Raw genomic sequence first — 21,717 nt, forward strand, 5'->3', positions numbered from 1 at the left:
TACTAGTGTGACTGTCACCACATCAAATGCACCAGTGATTTGTCTTGTCACTCAGCGAGGAGTCTCCTGCCAATGAAAACCCCGAAATTCTTACTACCGGTAGCTACTGCCGGCGTTCTCGCCCTGACGCTCTCCGCCTGTGGTGGCGGTGGCGGGGGTACCACCGGTGGCGGTGCCGCCGGCGGCGACGCCGCTGCGGGCCTTGACGGGCGCGGGCCCATTACTTACGTCCAGGGCAAGGACAACAGCAACGTCGTGCGCCCCTTGGTTGCCAAGTGGAACGCCGCGCACCCGAACGAGAAGGTGACCTTCAAGGAGCAGACCGACCAGGCCGACCAGCAGCACGACGATATCGTGCAGCACTTCCAGGCCAAGGACGCCGGCTACGACGTCGTGGACGTTGACGTAGTGTGGACCGCCGAGTTCGCTGCCAAGGGCTGGCTGCAGCCGCTCAAGGACAAGATGGCCATCGACACCGGCGCCATGCTGAAGCCCACCGTTGACAGCGGCACGTACAAGGGCACGCTGTATGCCGCGCCGCAGACCTCTGACGGCGCCCTGCTTTACTACCGCAAGGACCTGGTGCCGACCCCGCCCAAGACGTGGGACGAGATGATGAGCATGTGCTCCATCGCCAAGAAAAACAACATTGGCTGCTACGCCGGCCAGTTCAGCAAGTATGAAGGTCTCACCGTAAACGCGTCCGAGGCCATCAACTCCGCCGGTGGATCGGTCCTGGACAAGGACGGCAAGCCCAGCCTGAACACCCCCGAGGCCAAGGCCGGCCTGGAGAACCTCGCCAAGGCATACGCAGACGGCAACATCCCGAAGGAAGGCATCACCTTCCAGGAGGAGCTGAGCCGGCAGGCGTTCCAGAGCGGCAAGCTCCTGTTCCTGCGCAACTGGCCTTACGTCTACAACCTGGCAACTACTGAGGGTTCGTCTGCAGTGAAGGACAAGCTCGGCATCGCACCGATCCCCGGCGCGACCGGCGCCGGCGCCTCCTCGCTGGGCGGACACAACCTGGCTGTCAGCGTCTACTCCAAGAACAAGGCCACTTCCTTGGACTTCCTGAAGTTCATGACCTCGGAAGAGTCCGAGAAATTCTACGCAACCCAGGGTTCGCTGGCCCCGGTGCTGGGATCCCTGTACACCGACAAGGATCTTGTGGCCAAGCTTCCGTACCTGCCGGTCCTGAAGACGTCAATTGAGAAAGCCGTTCCCCGCCCGGTCTCCCCGTTCTACCCGGCAGTGACCAAGGCCATCCAGGAAAACGCCTACTCAGCCATCAAGGGCGAGAAGCCCGTGGACACTGCACTGTCAGACATGCAGAAGTCCATCGAATCCGCCGGTGCAGGATCGTAGGTCTGCCATGGCAACCGAATTAGGCCCGACGCCGGTCAAGGCACCGGCGTCGGGCGGTACCCCCGCTCATCACGCCCCCAAGGGCGTCGGTGAGGACAACAAGATCCTCAGCCAGGGTAAGTGGGCTGCGTGGCTCCTTGCCCCCACCGTCATCGCGTTGGGCATTGTGATCGTTTACCCGATCATCAGTGCCATCGTGATGTCCTTCCAAAAAGACGCCGGACTCGATCCGGCCACGGGACTCTTCACCGCCGGCGGCTCGGCCGGCATCCAGAACTACGTGAACTGGCTCGCGCAGCAGTGTGCGGCACCTGCCGGCGGAACCGTCGCCTGCCCGCCAGGAACACTCGGCGCCCAGTTCTGGTCGGCCACGACAACAACGTTTTTCTTCACCGTCGTGACCGTTGCTTTCGAAACCGTCCTCGGCTTCTGGATGGCCATGATCATGGCCAGGACCTTCAAGGGCCGGAGCCTCGTTCGTGCGGCCGTGTTGGTGCCGTGGGCCATTCCCACCGCCGTGACCGCCAAGCTCTGGTTCTTCATCTTCGCCTTCGAAGGAATCGCCAACAAACTGTTCAACACCTCCATTCTGTGGACAGGCAGCGAATGGCCCGCCAAGTGGGCGGTGGTCATCGCGGATGTGTGGAAGACCACTCCGTTCATGGCGCTGCTCATCCTCGCGGGTCTGCAGATGATTCCTGCCGAGGTCTACGAGGCGGCAAAGGTGGACGGGGCCACTGCCTGGCAGCGGTTCCGGATGATCACGCTGCCGCTGGTGAAGCCTGCGCTCATGGTGGCCATCCTGTTCCGCACCCTTGACGCGCTCCGCATGTTCGACCTTCCGTACATCCTCACGGGCGGCGCGAACAACACCACCACGCTGTCGATCCTGGTGATCAACCAGATCAGGCAAGGCTTCAACTCTGCCGCGGCGTTGTCGACCATCACCTTCATCATCATCTTTCTTGTCGCTTTCATTTTCGTCCGCTTCCTCGGGGCGAATGTTGTGGAGCAAAGCGGCGCCACCGGTAAGGGGAAGAAATGACCGCCGCGACAACCGAACTGCGCGCGCAGCAGGACAGGGGCAGGAAGGCGGCCCAGAACCGGGAAAAGTGGGCGCAGGGCCGCACCTACATCAGCGCAGCAGTGGTCCTGATCTGGTGCCTTGCACCGGCGTACTGGATGGTGGTGACGGCCTTCCGCGATGTGGGCTTCACGTACGACACCTCGATCCTGCCGACGCACATCACCCTGGACAATTTCAATACCGCGTTCGACACATCGTTTGGCAACAGGTTCGGCCAGGCTTTGCTGAACAGCGTGTTCATCGGGGGAGTCGTCACCCTGGTGTCGCTGGTCATCGGTGTTTTCGCCGCCTACGCACTGGCCCGGCTGAACTTCAAGTTCAAGTACTTGGTGCTGGGCTTCATCCTGGGTGCTTCCATGTTCCCGGGCGTTGCCCTGATCACGCCGTTGTTCCAGCTGTTCACCAACATCGGATGGATGGGCACCTACCAAGCGCTGATCATTCCGAATATTTCGTTTGTCCTGCCGCTGACGGTCTACACCATGACCTCTTTTTTCCGCGAAATGCCGTGGGAACTTGAGGAATCGGCCCGTGTGGACGGCTGCACGCAGGGCCAGGCGTTCCGGAAGGTGATCATGCCGCTGGCCGCCCCGGCTATCTTCACCACTGCGATCCTGGCGTTCATCTCCTCGTGGAATGAATTCCTGATCGCCAGCCAGCTGTCCAGCGATGCGACGCAGCCGGTGACAGTGGCTATCGCCAACTTCGCCGGGGCGCAGCCAAACCAAATTCCCTACACCGCCATCATGGCGGCGGGCACCATCGTGACCATTCCGTTGGTCATCCTGGTGCTGGTTTTCCAGCGCAAGATCGTCGCCGGCCTGACGGCGGGTGCAGTCAAGTGACAGACGGGGCAGCACCGCGGGGCAAGAAGCAGGCAGCCTGGCTGGGGCATAAGCGTGTCCGGTCGGGCGAGGACTTCGACATCATCATCGGATTCCTTGGCTTCTGGGCCGTAGTGCTGCTCGTCTTCACCGTCTGGATGGAGCTCACGGCCCAGCCGGCCCTCGGCTGGGCCCTGGGCCTGCTGGCCATCCTGCTGGCGCTGTACGGGATGATCAGGCTCCGCAGGCGCCTGCCCGCGCGCACCGCCACCCGGCACAGCTGACAGCGGGCCGGACTAAAATGGTTTCTTGCCGCTGGGAGAACGACATGGCGGAAATCTTCATAAGGGCTTTGAAGGGACACTGTGGCGCGCACAACTGACCGGGCACAGCGCGGCGGCCACTCCGGAGTAAGCATCGAAGACGTGGCTGCCGCCGCCGGAGTGTCCACGGCCACGGTGTCCCGGGCCGTGCGCGGGCTGCCGAGGGTTTCACCTGCAACCCGTGAAAAAATCCTGGAAGTGGCCGGCGCCCTCGGCTACGTGGCGTCCTCGTCGGCTTCGGGCCTGGCCACCGGCCGGACCAAAACGATTGGCGTGCTGGCCCCGTTCGTCAGCCGCTGGTTCTTCTCCAAAGCGATTGAGGGCGCAGACCGCGAGCTGCACGCGCGGCAGTACAACCTGTCCCTGTTCAACCTCGGCGGCCACGGCAGCCACCGTGAACGGCTCTTCAGCAAGACCATGGTCTACAAGCAGATCGATGCACTCCTGGTTCTTTGTATGGCGCTGTCCCATGAGGAGCTTGAGCACCTGCAAAAGATCGACATTCCGCTGGTCGTCGTGGGCGGCCACGTTGAGGAATGCGCTTACATTGGCATTGACGACTACGCAGCAGCGTCCGCCGCCGTCAAGCACCTGATCGGCCTCGGCCACCGCGACATCGCGTTGCTCCACGGCGACGACGAAACCGACCTCAACTTCGACGTTCCGCGCGTCCGCATCCTTGCATTCCAGGACGTCATGACCGCGGCCGGCCTCGAGGTCCGCCCCGAGTGGGATGAGTGGGGAGACTTCACGGTCCGAAGCGGCCAGGAAGCCTTCAGGCGGCTGTGGGGCCAGCACGGTCCCAAGCCGACAGCAATCTTCTGTGCTTCCGACGAAATGGCCATGGGCGTCATTTTTGAGGCGAACCGGGTGGGCGTCCGCGTTCCGGAAGACCTGTCGGTGATCGGCATCGACGACCACGACTTTTCCGAAGCCGTGGGACTCACCACGGTCGGCCAGCGGCCCGATGAGCAGGCCGAGCTGGCCACCAAGATGCTCCTGGATGAACTCGTCGGGATTACCGGCGCGGTGCACTCCACCGTCGCGCCGCACCGCCTCATCGTCAGACGGACGACGGCGGCGCCCCGCGCCTAGCGGGCGTCAGGGGTCAGGATGCCCGCGCCAGCTGCCGGATGGGGATCCAGCGCGAAGCGAGCCTGCGGTAGGCGGCAGCTGCGCCGGTCATGTCTCCCTCGGCGAGGCACTCGATGCCAAGGCGCACGTCCATGGGCGAATCATCCGGGTAGACCTTGTCTGCCACCGCCCCGTAGTCCAGTTCGACCATGGCATCCGCATGGAAGAGCTCCAGCCATTCGGTGAGCTGCGTGAGGTCATCGAGCATGTCGAGGTCCGGCGCGGCCAGGGCGAGGTTCGCCACGGCGTAACGCACCCGGTCGAGGGCCTGGGCAATGGGCGTCCAGACCCGGACGGTGAGGATCCGGCCGCCGGACTCCACCACTTCCTGCGGATCAGACTCGAGGAACAGGGAGAACCAGCTGAACGGGATGCCCCAGGTGGACGCCCGGGTGTGCACGCGGGTGGCGCCTTCGCGCGCGTTGACCAGATCGATTCGCTCCTGGTGCCTGTCGCGCTGCTCTTCCGGAATCAGGAGTTCGGCCAGCGGCCCGTGGATTCCCTCCATCAGCGCATTGGCCGCCAGTCCGGCCCGCAGCACCAGCTGGCTGGGGCAGTAAAGGAGTGCAGCGCCGTCGGATTTTTCCGTGTCCGCCGCGTCTTTGGCACCGTTCTCCACCGGCACGCCGGGCGCGCGGGTGATGCGCACCAGATCGGTCCGTCCTGTGGGGAACGGATCGCCGCCGGGCCTGGTGATCCGTCCCAGCGAGGCCAGCAGCTCGGCGTTTTCGACGGCGGCGCGGGAGGCAGCACGCTTGCCGGCCGCCTTGAGGGCAGCCTGCTGGTCCTCGGGGAAGGCATCCAGCGGCTCATAGACCCGGAGCGTGGACGAGAACGGCAGGCCAGCCTGGCCCCGGTAGAGGTTTCCCGTCATGATTGCCTCCCCGTCACTGGTTGTCAGTCCCCATTAGTCGGCAAGCTCCACCAGCACGGGGGCATGGTCAGAGGCGCCCTTGCCCTTGCGTTCCTCACGGTCGATCGAGGCTCCGGTGACACGCGCGGCAAGGGCTGGCGACGCCAGGACGAAGTCAATCCGCATGCCTTCCTTCTTGGGGAAGCGTAGCTGTGTGTAGTCCCAGTAGGTGTAGACGCCGGGGCCGGGGGTGTGCGGGCGGACCACGTCCGAGTAGCCGACCTGCTCGAAGGCGCGGAATGCGGCACGTTCGGGTTCGCTGACATGCGTCAGGCCTTGGGAGAGGAACATGTCGATATCCCAGACGTCGTCGTCCGTGGGCGCGATGTTCCAGTCGCCCATCAGCGCGATCTGCGCTTCGGGGTTCTCCGTGATCCAGCCGGCGGCGTGGTTCTTGAGGGAGTCCAGCCACTTGAGCTTGTAGGGCATGTGCTCATCGTTGAGGGCGCGGCCGTTGGGGACGTACAGGCTCCAGACGCGGACGCCGCCGCAGGTCGCTGCCATGGCGCGGGCTTCCTGTATGGGGTCCTTGCCCGCCTTGCCGAACACCGGCTGGTCCACAAACGCGCGTTCAACGTCGTCGAGCCCCACCCGGGAAGCAATTGCCACGCCGTTCCACTGGTTCAGGCCGTAGTGCGCCACCTCGTAGCCCATCCGTTCGAACAGCTCCCACGGAAAGTTGTCGTCCTTGCACTTGGTTTCCTGAATGGCCAGGACATCGCAGTCAGAGCGCTGCAGCCAGGCTTCCACTCGGTCGGCTCGGGCACGGAGGGAGTTCACATTCCAGGTAGCTATCTTCACAGTTCCTAACTTACCGAACTTGGGCCCCGGGTGAATGGGGCACCAAAGGCGGAACGCGCGCGCATGCCGGTTCCTGGACTCTGGAATTTAGTAGGAAGTCCGAGTATATTCAGGTCCAAGATGACCTGGGTCACATGCAAAGGAGCATTCCATCATGGTGCGCGAACTGTCCCACTACATTGACGGCCACAGGGTCGACGGCACCTCCGGCCGGTTCAGCGATGTTTATGACCCCTGTACCGGTGAGGTCCAGGCCAGGCTGCCGCTGGCCAGCTCCGAGGAGGTCCGCAACGTCATCGCCAGCGCGGAAAAGGCCCAACTGGAGTGGGGGGGCATGAACCCCCAGCGCCGCGGCCGCATCCTGCTCAAGTTCGTGGACCTCGTGAACGAGAACCTGGACGAGCTGGCCAGGCTGCTGTCCTCGGAACACGGCAAGACCATTCCAGACGCCAAGGGCGACATCCAGCGCGGCATCGAAGTAGTGGAGTTCGCTGCCGGGGCCCCTCATCTGCTCAAGGGCGAGTTCTCCGACAACGCGGGATCCGGCATTGACGTGCATTCCATGCGCCAGCCGCTGGGCGTGGTTGCGGGCATCACGCCGTTCAACTTCCCTGCAATGATCCCGCTCTGGAAGTCCGGCCCGGCCCTCGCGGCCGGCAACGCCTTCATCCTCAAGCCCTCGGAACGGGACCCGTCCGTGCCCCTGCGGCTGGCCGAGCTCTTCACGGAGGCCGGCGTGCCGGACGGCGTGTTCAACGTGGTCAACGGCGACAAGGAAGCCGTGGACGCGCTGCTTGAGGACGAACGCGTCAAGGCAATCGGCTTCGTGGGCTCCACGCCCATCGCCCAGTACATCTACGCCACCGCGGCCGCCCACGGCAAGCGCGCCCAGTGTTTCGGCGGGGCCAAGAACCACATGGTGATCATGCCCGACGCGGACCTCGACATGGCCGCCGACGCCCTGATCGGGGCAGGGTACGGGTCCGCCGGCGAACGCTGCATGGCCATCTCCGTGGCGGTTCCGGTGGGTGAGGATACTGCGGACAGGCTCGTGTCACGGCTCCAGGAGCGAATCAAGGGCCTGAAGGTCGGCCACAGCCTGGACAAGGACTCGGACTTCGGGCCGGTGGTGGCGCCAGCTGCCAAGGAGCGGATCGAGGGCTACATCCAGTCCGGTGTCGACGAAGGCGCCACGCTGGTGGCGGACGGCCGCGGACTTGCGGTGGAAGGCTACGGCGGCGGCTTCTGGGTGGGACCGACGCTCTTCGACAACGTCACCAAGGACATGAAGATCTACAAGGAGGAGATCTTCGGCCCCGTGCTGAGCGTCCTGCGCGCCTCAGACTACGACGAAGCCCTCCGGCTCTGCAGCGAGCACGAGTTCGGCAACGGCGTGGCGATCTTCACGCGAGACGGGGACGCCGCACGCGACTTCGCCAGTCGGGTCCAAGTGGGCATGGTGGGCATCAACGTGCCCATTCCGGTGCCCATTGCCTATTACACCTTCGGCGGGTGGAAGGCGTCCGGCTTCGGAGACCTCAACCAGCACGGCGCCGACGCCTTCCGCTTCTATACCAAGACCAAGACGGTGACCACCCGGTGGCCTTCGGGTATCCGCCAAGGGGCCAGCTTCATCATGCCGGAAGGAAGCTGATGGCTGAGCGGCGCTCTGATTCAATCCCGACTGACACTGACACTGACAATGCCGATGCGGAGGTCCTGTTTGAACGGCGCGGCCACCTGGGCGTCATCACGCTGAACCGCCCCAGGGCGGTCAACGCGCTCAACGCCGGCATGGTGGCCGCAATGCTGCACCGGCTCACCGCCTGGGCCGACGACGACGGCGTGGCCACCGTCCTGGTGCAGGGTTCCGGTGAACGGGGCCTGTGCGCGGGCGGGGACATCGTGGCCATTTACCGCGACATCCTGGCCGGCGGCGATGAGACCGCCGGCTTCTGGGAAGCGGAGTACCGGCTCAACTCGCTCATCTCCCGGTATCCCAAGCCGTATGTGGCATTCATGGACGGACTGGTCCTGGGCGGCGGCGTGGGGATCTCCGCCCACGGCTCCGTCCGCATCGTCACTGAGCGGACCAGGACGGGGATGCCGGAAACCACCATCGGGTTCGTGCCCGACGTCGGCGGCACCCTGCTGCTTGCGCGCTCGCCGGGGGAGGCCGGCACCCATGCGGCCCTGACCGGCGCCCATTTGGACGGCGCCGATGCGCTGTTCCTGGGACTTGCCGACCACTTTGTCCAGTCCGAAAAGCTCGCAGACCTGGCGGCAGCGCTTGAACACGAAACCGCGGAAGCCGCCGTCGGGCGCTTCGCCGAAAAGCCGCCGGCCTCGGGGCTGGAGGCGCAGCGGCACTGGATCGACGCCTGCTACACGGCCGGCGACGCCGAAGAAATCCTCCGGAAGCTGCGGGCTGCGGGCGGTGAGGCGGCAGAGGCTGCGGACACCATCGAGACCAAGTCACCCACGGCGGTAAAGGTGGCCCTCGCATCGCTGCGGCGCGCTGCGGGGCTCACTCTCGACGAGGCCCTCACTCAGGAATTCCGGGTGGGACTGCGCTGCTTGGCGGGCCCGGACTTCCGCGAAGGGATCCGCGCGCAGGTGGTGGACAAGGACCGACATCCGCAGTGGCGGCCGCCCACGCTGTCGGAAGTGCACGCGGCCGACGTCGAGCGGTTCTTTGCGCCGTTGGGGGACAGGGAGCTGGTTCTTTTGGAGAAGGAGACTGACAATGCCTGACGTTGCGACACCGGACGCTGCAGGGCCCGGCGGCGATGCGGCTGCCACCGGACCGGCGGCGAAGAAGGAGCACATAGCGCTCCTCGGGCTGGGCCATATGGGCGGCCCCATGGCGGTCAACCTGGTCAAGGCCGGCTACACAGTCGCGGGATTCGACGTCGTGCCGGCCGCCCTCGAAGCCGCGGGTGAACACGGCGTCCCCACCGCGGGCAGCGCCGCCGAAGCAGTGGCCGGGGCGGACGTGGTCCTCACCATGTTCCCGAGCGGCCGGCACGTGCTGGACGCCTACCAGGGCGAAGAAGGGCGGGCCGGTTTGCTCTCGGCTGCCGGCCCGGACACCATGTTCCTGGACTGCTCCACCATCAACGTTGATGAGGCCCGGGAGGCGGCGCGGCTGGCAATCGAAGCCGGGCACCGGGCAGTCGACGCGCCGGTTTCCGGCGGTGTGGTGGGCGCAGAGGCGGGCACCCTGACGTTCATGGTGGGCGCCCTGCCGGAGGACTTTGAAGCCGTGCGGCCGATGCTGGAGGTGATGGGCCGGCGCGTGGTCCATTGCGGGCAGCACGGTGCCGGGCAGGCGGCGAAGGTCTGCAATAACCTGATCCTGGGCGTCTCAATGATCGCCGTGAGCGAGGCCTTCGTCCTCGGCGAGAAGCTGGGGCTGACGCATCAGGCACTGTTCGACGTCGCCTCGGCAGCGTCCGGGCAGTGCTGGGCGCTCACCACAAATTGCCCTGTCCCGGGGCCGGTGCCCACGAGCCCGGCGAACCGGGACTACCAGCCCGGATTCGCCGGTGCGCTGATGGCGAAGGACCTCAGGCTGGCCCTCAATGCCGTCCAAAGCACGGGCGTTGCAGCCCGCATGGGGCCGCTGGCTTCGGAAATATATGACGCCTTCGCCGCCGAGGGCGGTGCCGGACGGGATTTTTCCGGCATCATCACCGACATCCGGGACAAGTCCGGTCAGTAGTCTTAGTTTTACGACCAACCATGAGGGGCACGCATGTCGCAGGAGTACGGGAACATTCTGGTGGAGCGCCGTGGCCGAGTGGGCCTGGTGACCCTGAACCGGCCCGAGGCGCTGAACGCCCTGAACAGGGCGACCCTCGATGAGCTCGTTGCCGCGGTGTCAGCCATGGACACCGATCCTGGGGTGGGCGCCGTGGTGATCACAGGTTCAGGCAAGGCTTTCGCAGCCGGTGCGGACATCAAGGAGATGGCCTCCAAGGGCTACATCGAGATGTACGACGCCGACTGGTTCCGCGGGTGGGAAGACCTCACCAGGCTGCGGATTCCGCTGATTGCGGCGGTGTCCGGCTTCGCCCTGGGCGGCGGCTGTGAACTGGCGATGATGTGCGATTTCATCATCGCCGGGGACAACGCCAAGTTCGGCCAGCCCGAAATCAATCTTGGAGTGCTTCCCGGCATGGGCGGCTCCCAGCGGCTGGCCCGCGCTGTGGGCAAGGCCAAGGCGATGGACATGATCCTAACCGGCCGGTTCATCGATGCCGAAGAGGCGGAACGCTCCGGTCTCGTGGCCAGGGTAGTGCCGGCAGCGGATACCGTGGAGGAGGCGCTGCAGGCAGCCGAAATCATCGCGTCCAAATCAAAACCCGCCGCCATGCTGGCCAAGGAAGCGGTCAACGCGGCGTTCGAGACGGGGCTGGCGCAGGGCGTGCTTTTTGAGCGCAGGCTTTTCCATTCACTCTTCGCCACCGAGGACCAGAAAGAAGGCATGGCGGCTTTCTCGGAGAAGCGCCAGCCGGAGTTCAGGCACCGGTGAACATCCCCCTGGCCGTGCAGCGCACTGTCAAGGGGACTTCCCTGCGCGTCATCCCGGCGGGGATGCTGTCGCTGTCCGGCTTCACCCTGTTCGCGTTGGACCAGAGCGTTCCCGGCTACGCCCTGCTGGCAGCTTCGCTGGTGGTTGCCGCGTTCGTTGATCGGGCGCTGTTGCGCGACCTTGTCCTGATTGCGGTGGGGGTCGCCGCGGTCAGTGCTGTTCCGATCACCACGGATATCAGCACTTCACACATGCTCGTCATGGGATCCGCCATGATCCTGGCCGTGGGGATTCCGTATGCTGTTTCGCGCTGGATCACCAAAGAGCACGCAGTGGTCTTTCCGGTCATGACCGGCAATAAGTGGACGCGCGGAGAGAAGCTGTACCTGCCCCTTGTGGTGGTGCTGGGCTACGGTGTGCTGCCCGTTTACATGATCAGGACAGGGGTCTACGCCAACTGGCCGGCCGTGCATGACCCCGACGGCATCGCACGGCTCTTCGTCGGAACGAACACCCTGGGTATCTGGGACGAGCTGTTCTTCATCTGCACGTCCTTCGCGCTGCTCCGCCGGCACCTGCCCGACTGGCAGGCCAACCTCCTGCAGGCCGTCCTGTTCACATCCTTCCTGTGGGAACTGGGATTCCGGGCCTGGGCGCCGCTGTTCATCTTTCCCTTCGCGCTCCTGCAGGCCCGCATATTCTCGGCGACGAAGTCGCTTTCCTACATTGTGGCCGTTCACCTGCTCTTCGACTTCGTTCTCTTCCTCGTTTTGCTCCACGCCCATAACCGGGCATGGTTCGACATTTTCCTGTACTGAGTACGGCTGATCGCCGCCGCGATTTCACCCGCCGTTAATCGCGGCGCTCTATCGTTGCACTTCAAGCAATTGTGCGAGAAGGGAACGATCGTGGCAGACATCGCTGCTGTACTGGGACGACTCACCCTGGACGAACTTGAGGAGATCCACGCCGCAGGTCCCCACGGCCATTTGAGCCGTCGGATCGTGGAGGCGCTGGACCGTGCGGTAGGTGGCCCGGGATCCGGCCGCGGCTACTACGTGCCGACCGGCAGCGTCAGTGCCACTGGCAGTCCCCACCTGATCCTGCGAAGCGACGTTGCAGCCTGGCTCTTCGGATCGCCCGCGCAGAAAGAGGCCGCAAGCCCGGCCTAGCGGGATGGTCGGTAGCGGGCGTCAGCCGACAGTCTGCAGGCTTCGGGAGGTTTGGAGCCCGCCTGTGGATTGCCGGACGGATCCAAGCAGTCCGGCGGCTGCTTCCAGAAGTTCGCTCACGTCAGTGCAGGACAGTTCGTAAAACAGGCGGCCATCCTTGCGGGATGGGATGACCAGCCGCTGTCGTCTAAGGATTCCCAGGTGCTGGGAAAGATTCGAGGCCTCCAGGCCCGTGTCGTCCCGGAGCCGGCTTACAGCCACGGGGCCGGCAACCAGCATCTCCAGGATGAGGATGCGTGCCGGATGGCCCATCGATTTGAAGAGGTCCGCTTTCACATCGGTCAGGACAACGCCGCCTGGCATGTCATCCATCGAATTTCCCTCCGCCGCAATCCCCAATCCGGTACCGGCGGGGACGAATAGCCGCGCCTAGAATCAAGTATAGAGACAGAACGGTCTGTCTTAGGACCGCCGATTGCCCGGGCAGGCAAATCCTGCATCCTAATGTCTCGGACGGACGCCCGGGGCGGTGCTAAGGCGTGGACTGACCTTGAAAAATGGGCACAACTGGTTCACACTTTCATGAATTCATCAATTCGCGCCCGCCATCATTTGTGGCGCGATAAGGGAACACTTCGACCGCTTCCGGTGCCGACGGCGTCATCGGAAGCCTGATAATTCTCTTGATCGGGGAGGACTTCATGGCCGGCATGTTCGAACTATTCATTGACGCTGATGCTTCGTTCAGATTTCAGCTCACAGCCCCGGACGGTACCGTGATGGCAGTGTCCCGGGCCTTTCCCGACAAGGCAGCAGCAGTGGAAGGTATTGCAGCTGTTCGCGAGTATGCAGGAATGGGCCATGTGACGGAACTTTCGGCGGCACCGGCTGACCGCCAGCCTCCGCGCCGCCCGGCTGCGGTTCCAGCGGGCGGTTCAGGGGCAGGCTTTCGGCGCGGCCTCCCGGCACGCCCCGAGGTGCGGCAGGCGTGCACGGTGTCCGCCCCCGTACGGTCCCTCGTTTCCTCCTCCAGCGGACAGCCGCCCGGGGTGAAATGAGCGGACGCGGTGCGGCTGAAGATGTCGCGATGAACGAGCCGAAGAGCGTAAAAACGTACTCCAGCGCCCTTGGCGACGCGGACTGCGTGGCCGGGACGTTCCGCTATGATGCGGAGTCCCTTGAGCTGCACTGGTCCGATGAAATCTTTGCCCTCCATGGTTACTGCCGCGGGGAGATCGTGCCGACGATCGAACTGCTCTACTCCCACAAACACCCCGAGGACAGGGACCGCTGCCGCGACATATTCGCCGCCGCCTGTGTTTCGGGGGGATTTTTCTGCAGCTATCACCGCCTTATCGACTCCCGCTTGCGCGAGCACCGCGTCCTCACTGCGGGGGAGGCGGTGGTGGAGGCAGGCGTCCTGCGGGCGGTGGACGGGTTCATTATTGACCTCACCAGCACGCTTCGCTGGGAGACCGAACGGGCGTCCCGCGAGGCGGTCGAAGGGGCCGTCGGGACACGAAGCACCATTGAACAGGCCAAGGGAATACTCATGGGGATCCTGCGGATCGGCTCCGATGCCGCCTTCGACCTTCTTTCCACCCACAGCCAGCACACCAACATCAAGCTGTCCAGCACGGCGGCCGATCTGGTGCAGCTTGCCAACAGTCCGCATCAGGCGGCCCTGCTCGACACCTTCGTGCAGGAATTACTCCTGCCGTCCGCGCGGGCAGCAGGCGAGGATGCCGTGCCCGGCCGTTAAGTTGAGGACTCCACTGCGGGCCCGGCCGGCGAGTCCGCCCTTAATCGGAGAAGTCCCCTGCCTGGCGGCGGAAATCGCCCAGGATCCGGATCAGCTGGTCCACCTCACCGTCAGCGAAGCCGGACTGGCTGAAAACCTCGGTGTTGAGTACCGCCGTCGCTCTTTTGGCAACGGTGCGCCCCTCCGTGGTGAGCTCGATCAGTGTGGTGCGCCCGTCCGTGGGATGCGGTGAACGGATCACCAGGCCGGCCTTTTCGAGGCGGTCGACGGCGTTGGTCACCGACGTCGGATGGACCTGGAGCAGGGCGCTCGCCTTGCTCATGGGCAGGGCGCCGCTCCGGGCGAAACTCAGCAGGGCAAGCAACTCGTAGCGTGCGAAGGTCAGGCCAAACGGCTTGAGCGCCCCCTCGATACGGGCCAGGAGAATTTGCTGGGTACGCATGATCGCGGTAATGGCGGCCATCGGCGCGGCGACATTACCCCAGCCGTGGCGTTCCCAGTTCCGCTGGGCGTCGGCGATGGGGTCGCGGGGCAGCGGTGTTCCCATCGCTCACCCCTGGCTTTTCAGGCTCGGAAAGTCCGTTTCCGAATATTCCGTGCCCAGGTTCTGGGCGAGGGGACTGCCGGAAACGGAATTGCCGGCGTGCCGGATCTCTTCGCTGTGCCGCAGTTCGACGCGCCGGATCTTGCCGGAGATGGTCTTCGGCAGGTCGGCGAATTCGATGCGGCGGATGCGCTTGAAGGGAGCCAGGTGATCGCGGCAGTAGCGCAGGATCTCCTCGGCGAGTTCCGGCCCGGGCTCATGGCCAGCTGCGAGGACCACGAAGGCCTTGGGCACGGACAGCTTGACCGGATCCGGAGAAGGCACGACTGCGGCCTCGGCCACCGCCGGGTGCTCGATCAGGACACTCTCCAGTTCGAACGGGGACAGCCTGTAGTCGGAGGACTTGAAGACGTCGTCATCGCGGCCCACATAGGTGATGATGCCGCGCTCGTCCCGGCTGGCCATGTCGCCCGTGTGATAGTAGCCGCCGCGGAAGGCGTCCGACGTCTTCCCGGGGTCGCCGTAGTACGCCTTCATCAGCCCCACGGGGCGGGGGTCCAGGCGCAGGCAGAGCTCGCCGTCGTCGGCTTCTTCCCCGGTGGAGGGGTCAACGAGAACCACATCGTAACCGGGCAGCGGCTGGCCCATGGCGCCGATCTTGACCGGCTGGCCCGGGGTGTTGGCCACCTGCACCGTGGTCTCGGTCTGGCCGAAGCCGTCCCGGATGGTCTGGCCCCAGGCCCGGTGGACCTGCCCGATCACCTCGGCGTTGAGCGGTTCGCCGGCCGAAACCACCTTGGTGGGCGGGTTCCGGAGGAGCGTGAGGTCTGCTTGGATGAGCATTCGCCAGACCGTGGGCGGGGCGCAGAAGCTGGTGACCTTTTCGCGGTCCATCTGGTCCATCAGGGCGCGGGCGTCGAAGCGGTCGTAGTTGTAGATGAACACGCAGGCTTCGGCGATCCACGGCGTAAACACGTTGGACCAGGCGTGTTTCGCCCATCCCGGGGAGGCAACGTTCAGGTGCACGTCCCCGGGCTCCAGGCCGATCCAGTACATCGTGGACAGGTGGCCCACGGGGTAGGACGTGTGCGTGTGCTCCACGAGTTTGGCCTTCGACGTGGTGCCCGAGGTGAAGTACAGCAGCAGGGTCTCATCGGCCTTCGTGACTGCGTCCGGGGTGAAGTCCTCGGCGGAGGCGGCGGAGTCGGAGTATTGGACCGCGCGGGTGGGTGCGGTGCCGGCTTCGCCGATTTCAATCAGTGTGTAGGCGCCGGGAACGTCGGCAAACTTGCCGATGTTGGAACTTCCGACGGCGGCCCACGCCGCCTCGCCGCGCTCCACGCGGTCCTTCAGGTCCGCCGGACCCATCAGGGTGGTGGTGGGGATGAGCACGATGCCGAGCTTGATGCCGGCCAGCATAAGCTCCCACAGCTCCACCTGGTTCCCCAGTATGATGATCATGCGGTCTCCGCGCCGAACGCCCTGGCTGCGGAGCCAGTTGGCCACCTGGTTTGAGCGTGCCGACAGCTCGCCGAAGCTGCGCCGCGTGGCCGAACCGTCCTGTTCCACGATCACCAGCGCGGGGTTGCCGCCGGTGGCCGGATCCGCCGCGACGGCGTCGAACCAGTCCAGGGCGAAGTTGAACTCCTCGAACCGTGGCCACTGGAAGCTGCCCCGGGCCTGTCCGTAGTCATCGCGCAGGGCCAGCAGCTGGTCGCGTGCTGCACGGAAGTCATCGGTGACTGTCATGGGGCACCTTTCGCCTCGAGATGCACGTCCTAGTGATCCACATCACTGTGCAATATACTAGGACATCCAAGGGTTTGGAAGAGCGAAGGGATACATGCCCGTGCAGCCACAAGGACGTGACAGCGCACCATCCACAGATATGCAATCGGAAGGCATGCAATCCGCAGGTGCTGATGCTGCCCGGCGGACGGTGCCTCCGCAGGCGGCAGGTGGGCCGGAGGTTTCCGTGCCGCCGTTCCCCGACGCCGACCTCATGTACATTGCCGACCTACTCCCTCCTGACGAGCGGAAGCGCTACCTGGACATCCGGGAGTTCCTGCAGGCCAGGGTGAGGGCACAGTCCATTGACTACTGGAACCGCGAGGAATTCCCGTTTGGGCTGCTGGCTGAGATGGGAAAGCGCGGACTCGGCGGGCTGCAGACGGACGGCACGTCCAAGCTCTTCAAAGGCCTCATGTACGTGGAGGTGGCCCGGGCCGACGTGTCGCTTTCCGCCCTGGTGGGGATCCACAACGAACTGATTGTGGGCATGATCCAGGAGCTCGGCTCCGACGAACAGAAGCAGCGCTGGCTGCCCGGACTGACTGCCTTCACGCAGTTGGGGGCCTTCGCCCTGACAGAGCCGGACCACGGATCGGACATCGCCGGCGGCCTGGCCACCACTGCCCGGCTCGAGGACGGCGAGTGGGTGATCAACGGGGCCAAACGCTGGATCGGAGCCGGCACCATTGCTGATTTTGCCCTGGTGTGGGCCCGGGATGAGACCGACCAGCAGATCAAGGGTTTCATCGTGGAAACGGACCGGCCCGGCTACGCGGCCACTAAAATCGCCAACAAGATCGGCCTGCGGATCATGCAGAACGCGGACATCGTGCTGGACAACGTCCGGATCCCGGAGGCCAGCCTGCTCCCCGGGGCTACGGACTTCTCCAAGGCCAACGAGCTCCTGCGGGACTCACGTGCCTGGGTCGGCTGGCAGGGGGCCGGGATCCAGCTGGCCGCGTTCGACGTCGCGCGCGCCTACTCGCTGCAGCGCCGGCAGTTCGGCAAGGAGCTGGCCCGCTTCCAGCTGATCCAGCAGCAACTCGCCGAGATCCTCGGCAATGCGTCCGCGTCCCTGGCGCTGATGGCCCAGCTTGCCAGGATCCAGGAGGAAGGCAAACTCGAGATGGCCCAGGCCGCCATGGCCAAGTCCACCACCACCCGGCTGGCGCGTGCCTCGGTGGCCATGGGGCGTTCGCTGCTGGGCGGCAACGGCATCAGCAGTGACTTCGAAATGGGAAAGCTGTTCGGGGACGCTGAAATCCTCTACACCTACGAGGGCAGCTACGAGATCAACTCGCTCATCGTGGCGCGGGCGGTAACGGGGGTGTCGGCCTTCGTCTAGCGCTTGCCCCAGAGCCTAAAGCCGGCGCTAAAGCCGGCGCCGAAACCCAAGGCCTAAAACCGGCGAACCGCGGGGCGCTGATGCCTAGCGTTCAGACACGAACGGCGGCGTTGCGGGTGTTTTCGCCGGAGTGGCCGCTTCGCGTGCCGCGGCCTCGATCCGGCCGAAGTGCGCCGTCTGCTCCGCGGCGCTCCGCTGCGGGATATTGGGGTCGTTGGGCCCTTGACCGGCTGAGCCGTCGATGAGTTCCCGCAGAATGTCGGCGTGCCCCAGGTGCTGGGCCGTCTCTGCGCACATGTGCACCAGGATCTGCTGCAGGGTCACGTGCTTCCGCTCTTCGGGCCACCACGGCACCACGCCGGGCGCGTCGAGGGGCAGTTCCTCGATAGTGGCGTCGCTGTGGGAGGCTGAGAAGCGGTGCAGGTCCACGATCTCATCGCGGGTCTCCGAAGCCGTCGCCCACATATCAGCATCCGGTTCCGCGCCGTCGTCGAGCCAGGGGACGTCCCGCTCACTGGGGCGGCCAAACACCTCACCGAAGTAGCCCAGCTCCACGCTCGCAACGTGCTTGACCAGGCCCAGCAGGTTGGTCCCGGTGGGCGTCATTGGGCGGCGGGCGTCATACTCACCGAGGCCGTCGAGCTTTGCGAGCAGCTGGGCCCGGCGCGTGCGGAGGTAGCGGTGCAGAATCGCTTTGTCATCCATAGTGGGCACTCTACCGAGATCGCCCCGGTATGGGGTGTCTGCGCGGTCCGGATCGGCGGTCCACGAACTCCGTCCATGTAAGTAGGTAAGAAACTGCCCGGGATGTGCCAGTCGGCACATCCCGGGCAGTTTTCAAGCCTTACAGCGGGCGAATGTTCTCTGCCTGCGGGCCCTTGGGACCCTGGGTCACATCGAATTCGACCTTCTGGTTTTCATCCAGGGAGCGGTAGCCGCTGCTGGCAATTGCCGAGTAGTGCGCGAAAACATCTGCTGATCCGTCATCCGGAGCGATGAAGCCAAAACCCTTTTCGGCGTTGAACCATTTAACTGTGCCTGTTGCCATTACTACTACTTCCTTTGTAACCCTTTTCTGGTCCTGCTCCGACGGCAGGCAGATGCGGAGACTGTCTTCCGCTGTCTCAAACCTAGGGTGCGTACGCTGGCCGTGCAATAGCTACCGTCATCAACTGTCCCTCCTGTAACGGCAGATTCGGTCCGCAGGGGGTGGCCGGACCTGCGGTTTCCTAGTCCCGGGCAGGGCGAATTTGAAGACGTCCGCCTGCAGCAGCACGAAATCCCGGGGCATTCCGCGGGCTACGGAGGGTCCCCGATCTGCTCCTCCAAGGACCGGACTACCTCACGGTCCCAACGTCGGTTGCGGCGGTCGCAACCTCGGTAACAGTCCCCGCTGCGCCGTCCACAGTTACGGTCTGACCGGTGCGCAGCCTGCTGGTGGCGTCCGGCACGCCCACGACGGCGGGGATGCCGTACTCCCGGGCCACCACCGCCCCGTGGGATATGACGCCGCCCATTTCCATCACCAGCGCACCAGCGGTCAGGAAGAGCGGCGTCCAGCCCGGATCTGTGGAAGGCGCCACCAGGATTTCCCCGGGTTCCAGGCGCGCGCCCACAGGGTCCAGGATCACCCTGACCCGTCCGGTGGCCGTGCCCGTGGATGCGGGTGTCCCGACCATTCCTCCGGGGGCCGCGGCCGCACCGGCGACCACGGCCTCGACGTCCGTGCCATCGGAGAGCAGGAGCCGGGGAATTCGCCGGCGCCGCAGTTCAGCATCATAAATTTGACGGCGGTCGGTCACCATTCCCTTCAGATCGGCCCCGCGCAGGCCCACGCGGACCTCGTCGAAGCTGAGGAAGAAGACGTCCGCGGCGGCGGCGACGGCACCGGTCCTGGCCATCTCGGCGCCGACGGCGGTGAGCTGCCTGTGCATTTAGCCGAGCACCGTGACGACGTAGAACTTCGGAAGTTCGCGTAGCCCGCACAGCTGCCGTGACCGGTGCAGGCACAGCGCCACCAGACGGCCCCGCAGCTGGCTCCTTGTACGGGCCCGCTCAACGAGGCTGCGAATTCTCGCCTCCGCGTGATCGGACGCCCGCTGGAATTGCCGGTCCGGAGCCTGTTCCGGATCCTCCACCCGAAGGTAGTTGGAAATCATCCCGAGAAGATGGTCCGGCTTCTCGGCCCACCGGGGCATGCCCAAGTCGATCTCCGCCACGGCGCGGTGGCCATAACGTTCCAGGAATCCGCGCAGGCCGGACTGCGCCACAGCGGGCAGCTCTCCTGCGGCGTAGCTGACGGCCAGTTCATCAGGCTGTTTGTCGAGGAATGCACTGCGCGAGGCTGGGTCCCCGGCGATGGACACGGAAAAACGCCAGAGTTCAAGGTCCATTTCGGTGGTCACATTGTGGGGCAATCCGCGGAGGACTGCTTCCAGCTCGCGAGGTTCGGCAATTCCGCGCAGAAGCCAGCGGGCCAGGGCCAGCATCGTATAGCCCGTGGCGGGCCCCGGCAGTGTGGATCGGAAGAGGCCATCAACCGTCCGCGCCGCTGCATGCTCGGCGTGGTCGAGGCGCCGGAAGGCGGTAGCGGGCTCGCGCAGTGCCAGATCCTTCGCGAGGCGTTGTTCGAAGGTCCGTGCCCTGCGCAATTCTGCTTCCGGCCGGAGAGCGGCTCGAATCAGGGCCGGAAGCAGCCACGTCACCAGGCCAGGGCGGGCAAAGGAACCGCCTCCGCGGGCCCCGTCCGCTGTGGCCGGCGCTTTCCTGAGCGGGTGCTTGATGACGCTGAATCTCGGGTCGTCCAGAAGTGCGGGGAGAACGGCTGCCGAGCGACCGTCCGCCAGGGGGAGCATTCTCACCAGGGCCCGGCGGCCGGACTTGCTGCGCACTAAAGGGGTGAGGTCCATATACATGCGCAGGCCGGGGCTGACGTAGGTCCACGGCGATCTGCGGTCGCCCCACATGCCCAGCGCGGAAAGCCCCATTGGCGTGATGGGGCGGGTCAGCCCCTGGAGCAGGGAGCCGCACAGATAAACGCGGACGTCGGATGTTGGCTCGGATTCAACGCCGAACGGTTCCGCGGACGATGGATCAGGCAGGGGGTACAGCGTAGTGATCGGACGCGACTGGGTCAGCCAAATCATGCCGCCGGCGTCGATGACCCATTCGACGTCCTGGGGTTCGCCGAACAGCCGCTGGGCGTCGAGGCCCAGCGCGGTCAGAGCACGGACCTCGGCGTCGGCAAGGCTCGGCTGGCCACCGGCGTTGCCGGGCTCGAGGTCGGCAGTGGCCGCACCGACGCGTCCGCGGACAAGCTGCAGAATCCGCCCCGTCGCACTGTCCACGGTAAAATGGTCCGGATTCACTGCCCCGGAGACCACGGCCTGGCCTGGTCCCGGGCTCGCATCGATGACGGTTTCACCGCGTGTGCCGGTGACCGGATTGGCGGTAAACAACACACCCGCAGTGGCGGCGTCGACGAAAAGCTGGACGACGACGGCGAGTCCTGTGTCACGATGGCTGATCCCGTTGGCCGAGCGGTAGGCAACCGCCCGGTCGGTCCACAGGGAGGCCCAGCATCGCCGGACGGCCTCGATCACAGCGTCGGCACCGACGACATCCAGGAACGAATCCTGTTGCCCGGCGAAGCTCGCGAAGGACAGGTCCTCCGCGGTGGCGGAGGAGCGAACCGCCACCGCCGGGGCGTGTTCGGCGCCGGGCGCGGCACCCAACGCTGCGTAGGCAGTGCGGAGGGCCGCCGCGACTTCCGGTGGGACCGGTGACGTCCCCACAAGCTCCCGCGCCCGCTGGGCAAGCTGGCGCTCGGCAGGCTGGCTCCGTTCAAGCTGGCGCTCGGCAATCGCTGCCTCGGCGTCGATGGAGGCAGCCACGGGGCCGATCCCGTCAAGGCGAGCGGCCAGAGCGTCCAGCTCCCGTGGAACCGCCAGTGCGTAGGCCGAGGTGGTCAGGCAGAAACCTGGCGGCACGGGGAAACCCGCAGCGGCCAGCTTCCCGAGGTTGAGGGCCTTGCCGCCCACGCGGGAAAGTGGTGCCGAGCCGAGGCTGCCGAGCTCCAGCACGAGACTGTCCTGGTCGGCGTGCTGCGGGGAGGCCATT

The 21,717-nt window shown here is 65.3% G+C and carries 23 protein-coding genes; 14 read left to right on the top strand and 9 right to left on the bottom strand.

Annotated elements, in window-relative coordinates; translation table 11 throughout:
• Positions 1–72: 72 nt before the first annotated feature.
• The 5 genes from AC1DDG_RS18065 to AC1DDG_RS18085 all read left to right on the top strand — a co-directional run bounded on the left by AC1DDG_RS18065 (position 73) and on the right by AC1DDG_RS18085 (position 4,694).
• Entirely contained in the window at positions 73–1,365 is a 1,293-nt protein-coding gene (locus AC1DDG_RS18065; RefSeq protein ID WP_476877139.1) for an ABC transporter substrate-binding protein, read from the top strand.
• Positions 1,366–1,372: 7 nt separating this feature from the next.
• A complete protein-coding gene (locus AC1DDG_RS18070; protein WP_476877140.1) occupies positions 1,373–2,410 on the top strand; it encodes a carbohydrate ABC transporter permease in 1,038 nt (345 codons plus the stop codon).
• On the top strand, positions 2,407–3,297 hold the full coding sequence (locus AC1DDG_RS18075) for a carbohydrate ABC transporter permease (protein ID WP_476877141.1): 891 nt from the start codon (positions 2,407–2,409) through the stop codon (positions 3,295–3,297). Before AC1DDG_RS18070 ends, AC1DDG_RS18075 begins: the two co-directional genes overlap by 4 nt.
• Positions 3,294–3,560: a hypothetical protein gene (locus AC1DDG_RS18080; RefSeq protein WP_230119296.1), complete on the top strand. Its 267-nt coding sequence runs from the start codon at positions 3,294–3,296 to the stop codon at positions 3,558–3,560. Before AC1DDG_RS18075 ends, AC1DDG_RS18080 begins: the two co-directional genes overlap by 4 nt.
• 81 nt (positions 3,561–3,641) lie before the next feature.
• The gene (locus tag AC1DDG_RS18085; RefSeq protein ID WP_476877142.1) at positions 3,642–4,694 is read left to right on the top strand and encodes a LacI family DNA-binding transcriptional regulator; all 1,053 of its coding nucleotides are present in this window, start codon (positions 3,642–3,644) and stop codon (positions 4,692–4,694) included.
• Between the two features lie 13 nt (positions 4,695–4,707).
• On the opposite strand, the gene AC1DDG_RS18090 is transcribed toward AC1DDG_RS18085, so the two are convergent.
• Positions 4,708–5,607 carry a DUF8083 family protein gene (locus AC1DDG_RS18090; protein ID WP_230119298.1) on the bottom strand — a complete coding sequence of 300 codons (900 nt, stop codon included), beginning with the start codon at positions 5,605–5,607 and terminating at the stop codon, positions 4,708–4,710.
• A 33-nt stretch (positions 5,608–5,640) separates the two neighbouring features.
• The gene (locus AC1DDG_RS18095; protein ID WP_230119299.1) at positions 5,641–6,447 is read right to left on the bottom strand and encodes an exodeoxyribonuclease III; all 807 of its coding nucleotides are present in this window, start codon (positions 6,445–6,447) and stop codon (positions 5,641–5,643) included.
• Between the two features lie 154 nt (positions 6,448–6,601).
• On the opposite strand from AC1DDG_RS18095, the gene AC1DDG_RS18100 reads away from it, so the two are divergent.
• From AC1DDG_RS18100 to AC1DDG_RS18125, 6 genes are all read left to right on the top strand, one after another.
• Positions 6,602–8,101: a CoA-acylating methylmalonate-semialdehyde dehydrogenase gene (locus tag AC1DDG_RS18100; protein WP_476877143.1), complete on the top strand. Its 1,500-nt coding sequence runs from the start codon at positions 6,602–6,604 to the stop codon at positions 8,099–8,101.
• On the top strand, positions 8,101–9,201 hold the full coding sequence (locus AC1DDG_RS18105) for an enoyl-CoA hydratase/isomerase family protein (protein WP_476877144.1): 1,101 nt from the start codon (positions 8,101–8,103) through the stop codon (positions 9,199–9,201). The genes AC1DDG_RS18100 and AC1DDG_RS18105 overlap by 1 nt, the downstream gene beginning before the upstream one ends.
• Positions 9,194–10,171: a 3-hydroxyisobutyrate dehydrogenase gene (gene mmsB, locus AC1DDG_RS18110; protein ID WP_476877145.1), complete on the top strand. Its 978-nt coding sequence runs from the start codon at positions 9,194–9,196 to the stop codon at positions 10,169–10,171. The genes AC1DDG_RS18105 and mmsB overlap by 8 nt, the downstream gene beginning before the upstream one ends.
• Before the next feature lie 33 nt (positions 10,172–10,204).
• Positions 10,205–10,984, top strand: coding sequence for an enoyl-CoA hydratase (locus AC1DDG_RS18115; RefSeq protein WP_476877146.1), 780 nt, complete (start codon positions 10,205–10,207; stop codon positions 10,982–10,984).
• Positions 10,985–11,046: 62 nt separating this feature from the next.
• Positions 11,047–11,802 carry a CPBP family glutamic-type intramembrane protease gene (locus AC1DDG_RS18120; RefSeq protein WP_476877166.1) on the top strand — a complete coding sequence of 252 codons (756 nt, stop codon included), beginning with the start codon at positions 11,047–11,049 and terminating at the stop codon, positions 11,800–11,802.
• Positions 11,803–11,892: 90 nt separating this feature from the next.
• Positions 11,893–12,156 carry a hypothetical protein gene (locus tag AC1DDG_RS18125; protein WP_476877147.1) on the top strand — a complete coding sequence of 88 codons (264 nt, stop codon included), beginning with the start codon at positions 11,893–11,895 and terminating at the stop codon, positions 12,154–12,156.
• A gap of 21 nt (positions 12,157–12,177) precedes the next feature.
• On the opposite strand, the gene AC1DDG_RS18130 is transcribed toward AC1DDG_RS18125, so the two are convergent.
• Positions 12,178–12,528: an ArsR/SmtB family transcription factor gene (locus tag AC1DDG_RS18130; RefSeq protein ID WP_476877148.1), complete on the bottom strand. Its 351-nt coding sequence runs from the start codon at positions 12,526–12,528 to the stop codon at positions 12,178–12,180.
• 338 nt (positions 12,529–12,866) lie between these two features.
• Between AC1DDG_RS18130 and AC1DDG_RS18135 the strand changes: the two genes are divergently transcribed.
• Positions 12,867–13,214: a YegP family protein gene (locus AC1DDG_RS18135; protein ID WP_476877149.1), complete on the top strand. Its 348-nt coding sequence runs from the start codon at positions 12,867–12,869 to the stop codon at positions 13,212–13,214.
• Positions 13,215–13,243: 29 nt separating this feature from the next.
• Positions 13,244–13,918 carry a PAS and ANTAR domain-containing protein gene (locus tag AC1DDG_RS18140; protein WP_476877150.1) on the top strand — a complete coding sequence of 225 codons (675 nt, stop codon included), beginning with the start codon at positions 13,244–13,246 and terminating at the stop codon, positions 13,916–13,918.
• A gap of 40 nt (positions 13,919–13,958) precedes the next feature.
• Here AC1DDG_RS18140 and AC1DDG_RS18145 read toward each other — a convergent pair whose 3' ends face one another.
• Positions 13,959–14,465, bottom strand: a complete 507-nt coding sequence (locus AC1DDG_RS18145; RefSeq protein ID WP_230119306.1) for a MarR family winged helix-turn-helix transcriptional regulator — start codon at positions 14,463–14,465, stop codon at positions 13,959–13,961.
• Between the two features lie 3 nt (positions 14,466–14,468).
• Entirely contained in the window at positions 14,469–16,211 is a 1,743-nt protein-coding gene (locus AC1DDG_RS18150) for an AMP-binding protein (RefSeq protein WP_476877151.1), read from the bottom strand.
• 253 nt (positions 16,212–16,464) lie between these two features.
• Here AC1DDG_RS18150 and AC1DDG_RS18155 point away from each other — a divergent pair, with 253 nt between their 5' ends.
• Entirely contained in the window at positions 16,465–17,598 is a 1,134-nt protein-coding gene (locus AC1DDG_RS18155) for an acyl-CoA dehydrogenase family protein (RefSeq protein ID WP_476877167.1), read from the top strand.
• An 84-nt stretch (positions 17,599–17,682) separates the two neighbouring features.
• On the opposite strand, the gene AC1DDG_RS18160 is transcribed toward AC1DDG_RS18155, so the two are convergent.
• The 4 genes from AC1DDG_RS18160 to AC1DDG_RS18175 all read right to left on the bottom strand — a co-directional run bounded on the left by AC1DDG_RS18160 (position 17,683) and on the right by AC1DDG_RS18175 (position 21,716).
• Positions 17,683–18,303 (bottom strand): DinB family protein, encoded by a 621-nt coding sequence (locus AC1DDG_RS18160; protein ID WP_476877152.1) that lies wholly within the window; start codon positions 18,301–18,303, stop codon positions 17,683–17,685.
• 139 nt (positions 18,304–18,442) lie between these two features.
• The gene (locus tag AC1DDG_RS18165; protein WP_013599688.1) at positions 18,443–18,646 is read right to left on the bottom strand and encodes a cold-shock protein; all 204 of its coding nucleotides are present in this window, start codon (positions 18,644–18,646) and stop codon (positions 18,443–18,445) included.
• 289 nt (positions 18,647–18,935) lie between these two features.
• Positions 18,936–19,532 carry a PEP-utilizing enzyme gene (locus AC1DDG_RS18170; RefSeq protein ID WP_476877153.1) on the bottom strand — a complete coding sequence of 199 codons (597 nt, stop codon included), beginning with the start codon at positions 19,530–19,532 and terminating at the stop codon, positions 18,936–18,938.
• Entirely contained in the window at positions 19,533–21,716 is a 2,184-nt protein-coding gene (locus AC1DDG_RS18175) for a PEP/pyruvate-binding domain-containing protein (RefSeq protein ID WP_476877154.1), read from the bottom strand.
• Position 21,717 lies beyond the last annotated feature (1 nt).

The organism is Arthrobacter sp. 10L430, from assembly GCF_056395245.1.